General features: G+C 65.2%; 3 protein-coding genes. 2 read left to right on the plus strand and 1 reads right to left on the minus strand.

The window, feature by feature from the left end:
• Together ACE1EY_RS09715 and ACE1EY_RS09720 are read left to right on the plus strand one after the other, a co-directional pair.
• Positions 1–958, plus strand: a 958-nt coding sequence (locus tag ACE1EY_RS09715) for an efflux RND transporter permease subunit (protein WP_370300079.1), incomplete at its 5' end; no start/stop codon positions are given.
• Position 959: 1 nt separating this feature from the next.
• Positions 960–2,036: an efflux RND transporter periplasmic adaptor subunit gene (locus ACE1EY_RS09720; RefSeq protein ID WP_291515229.1), complete on the plus strand. Its 1,077-nt coding sequence runs from the start codon at positions 960–962 to the stop codon at positions 2,034–2,036.
• A 55-nt stretch (positions 2,037–2,091) separates the two neighbouring features.
• On the opposite strand, the gene ACE1EY_RS09725 is transcribed toward ACE1EY_RS09720, so the two are convergent.
• Positions 2,092–3,426 carry a putative bifunctional diguanylate cyclase/phosphodiesterase gene (locus ACE1EY_RS09725; protein WP_370300080.1) on the minus strand — a complete coding sequence of 445 codons (1,335 nt, stop codon included), beginning with the start codon at positions 3,424–3,426 and terminating at the stop codon, positions 2,092–2,094.
• Positions 3,427–3,494: the final 68 nt, after the last annotated feature.

Raw genomic sequence — 3,494 nt, forward strand, 5'->3', positions numbered from 1 at the left:
AGGTCTGACCCGCAGCGATATCGGCCAGGCCGTTCGGGCCTATACCGACGGCCTGTACGTCGGCGAATACTTCGACGGCAACCGGCGGCACAACATCGTCGTGCGGGCCGATCCCTGGGATACGCCCGACGGCCTGGCCGAGTTGCCACTGGCGACACCGCAGGGCGGCATTCAGATGCTGGGTGAGCTGGCCTGGCTGGAACGCCATGTCGGCCCGTCGGAGCTGCGCCGCATTAACGGTCAGCGCACCGTCACGCTACGCGTGTTTCCGCCGGAAGACACCACCCTCGAAGAGGCCATCGACACGATCGAATCCGAGGTGGAGCCGGCCATACTCGCGGTGTTGGGTGCCGAGGGTTCGATTCGCTATCGCGGCAGCGCCGATGGACTCGATGAGGCGCTGGCCTCCATGGGCCGCAACCTGCTGTACGCCCTGGTGATTCTGCTGCTGATCCTGGCCGCGATGTACCGATCCGCCATCAGTGCGCTGATCGTCCTGTCGGTCATGCCGCTGGCCTTTGCCGGCGGTGTGCTGTCGCTCTGGCTGATGAACCTGTTCACCTTCCAATCGATGGATCTGCTGACCATGAGCGGATTCATCATTCTGCTGGGCCTGGTCGTGAACAACGCCATCCTGCTCGTCGACCGAACCCGCCGTGCCGAGGCGGAGGGACTGACCCGGCGCGACGCGGTCGCCAGCGCCGTGCGCCAGCGGGCGCGGCCGATCTACATGAGCGCGCTGACGAGTATCTTCGGCATGCTGCCGCTGATGCTGATGCCGGGGACCGGGTCGGAGATCTATCGAGGCCTGGCGGCCATCATCGTGGGCGGCATGGTGTCGTCGGCGATCTTCACCTTGGTGCTGCTGCCCAGCCTGCTCCGATTCGGAGAGGACCGGCACGGCATTGCCACGAACATCCCGGCGCCCGACGCCGACCCCGCACGTTCCGGAGGCTGATATGCGACCGCTGCTCTTCACCGCCTTGCTGCTGCCCATCTGCGCACTGCACGCCCAGCCAGCCCCACAGGCCACGCCCGTGGTGGTCGACCACGTTCGCTCCGAACGCATGGTCAAGGCCATGCCGGTGTCCGGCACCGTGCACAGCCGCAATGAGATGCAGATCACCGCCAGCGTCGCCGGTCGGCTGGAGTGGCTGGCCGAACCGGGCAGCACGGTGCAGCAAGGCGAAGCCGTGGCGCGCATCGATGCCCGGCCCTTGCGTCTGCAGCTCACCGAACAGCGCGCGCTGATCGAACGGGAATCGGTCAACCACAACTATCTGGAACGCGAGGTCGAGCGTCAGGAGCGCCTGTCGTCCAGCAACTATGTCTCGGTCATCGATCTGGAGCAGGCGCGTTCGCAACGGGACATGGCCGCCAGCGATATCGAGGTCGCCCAGGCTCGCATTGCCCAACTCGAAGACCAGATTCTGCGCGCAACCGTCACCGCGCCCTTCACCGGCGTAGTCGTGGAGCAAACCCATTTCGTCGGCGAAGAAGTGGTTCGCGGGGCGAGCCTCAGCCGCCTGATCGATACGGCGCATCTGGAGGTACGTGCAGGCGTGCCGCTACGTCTGCTCGGCCGCACGCGTCCGGGCGACGTGCTCAGCGTGATGGTTGAAGGAGAAGAACTGGTCGGACGAATCCGCACCGTTGTGCCCGCCGGTAATCCGCAATCGCAAACCTTCGAGATTCGGGTCGACCTGCCCACGGACGATGCCCGCCGCCTCGCGGTGGGCCAGATCACCCGCGTGCGCGTACCGATTAGCAGCGAACAGAGCAGTCTGGCCGTGCCGCGCGATGCACTGGTGCTGCGGCAGAACGGAACTCGCGTCGTGCGAATCAACGCACAGGGGCTGGCCGAACATGTGCCCGTGACACTGGGCCAGGGCCGCGGCAGCTGGATCTCGGTTCAGGGCCAACTGGCGGTGGGCGATGTCGTGGCCGTGCGCGGAGCCGAACGCCTGCAACCCGGGCAGGCGGTCACCGTGGTGCGCGATCTGGCCGAGGAGCGCGACGGCGTCAATCGCGGCTGAGCCCGCGCGCGGGTGGTCGTCCGCCGCGAGGAGTTCGTTGGCCCATGCGCGCGGTCTAATCCGATAGTTTGTTTACGATCTCGCCCAGCGGAAGCGCTGGACTGAACAGGAAGCCCTGCCCCAGACGGCAGCCCTGCTCAAGCAATAGCTGGCGCTGTGCATCGGTTTCCACGCCTTCGGCCAACACCTGCATGCCAAAGTCTGCGGCCAGGCCGATCACCGCCCGGATCAGGCTGAGATCACGCGGGTCGGAGGCGATACCGCTGACAAAACTGCGATCGATCTTCAGCACGTCGACCGGCAATTCGCGCAGCACCGCCAGCGAGGAGGCGCCGGTCCCGAAATCGTCCAAGGCCGTGCGAATGCCGCACGCGCGCAACTTCCAGAGCGTGCTCGCGGCGGCCGCGGCGTGCTGCATGACCGCAGTTTCGGTGACCTCGACGCAGATGCGCTCCGGCGCAACGCCGGCCCGCTCAATGCGGTCGATCAACCACTGCGCGGTTTCCGGCCGCGGCACAGCCGGCGCCGACAGGTTCAACGACAGATATAGCGAATCGGGCAACGTCGGCAAATCGGCCAGGCAAAGGTCGACCGCGTAGTCGGTCAGCTCGCCAATCAGCCCGGATTCCTCGGCCATGGGGATGAACTCCTCCGGCGACACCGAGCCCAGTGTCGGATCGTCCCAACGGAGCAACGCCTCGACACCCACGGTGCGCCCGCCCTGCAGCTCCACCAGCGGCTGGTAATGAATCGCCAGCTCGCCGTTACGAACCGCCTGCACCAGCCTTTGCTGGACCGTCGTGGCGCGGATCACGCGTTGCCGCTGCGCCGGGTCAAAGCGGGCGACCCGGTTCCGACCATCACGCTTGGCCTCGTACATCGCGGTATCGGCATCCGCCAGCAGCCGCTCGGCGTCCACCGGGCCATCCTCGCCAGCCACCCAGACCAAACCGATGGATGCGGTGATCTGAAACGACTGACCACCCAGCGGAATGGGCTTTTTAAGTTCAGTGAGCAGGCGCTGCGCCATAGCGTCCATGTGGTCGGCGCTCTGCAGTGATTCGCTCACGTAGACGAACTCGTCTCCACCAAACCGAGCGACGGTGTCCGATGGCCCGGCGAAGGCTTTGAGCCTCTCGGCAATCGAAACCAGCAACTCGTCGCCGGCACGATGCCCGAGGCCATCGTTGACGAGCTTGAATCCGTCGATGTCGAGAAAAAATACTGCCAGAGTGCCGCCATTGACCTGGATTCGGTCGCAGGCGTGACCCAGCCGGTCAGCCAACAGCAGTCGATTGCCCAACTCGGTGAGCGGATCCTGCAGTGATGGAATGGACTCCTCCCGCCGTTTTACCGGCATCTGTGTGCCAAGCTGGTGTTTCTGAATCACGAGCTACACCGACAGAAGGAGTCCGAACATGCAATCTACGACGATTGCCGTGGATACGGCAAAACTGG

This window comes from Abyssibacter sp. (genome assembly GCF_964229365.1).
GTDB lineage: Bacteria > Pseudomonadota > Gammaproteobacteria > Nevskiales > OUC007 > Abyssibacter.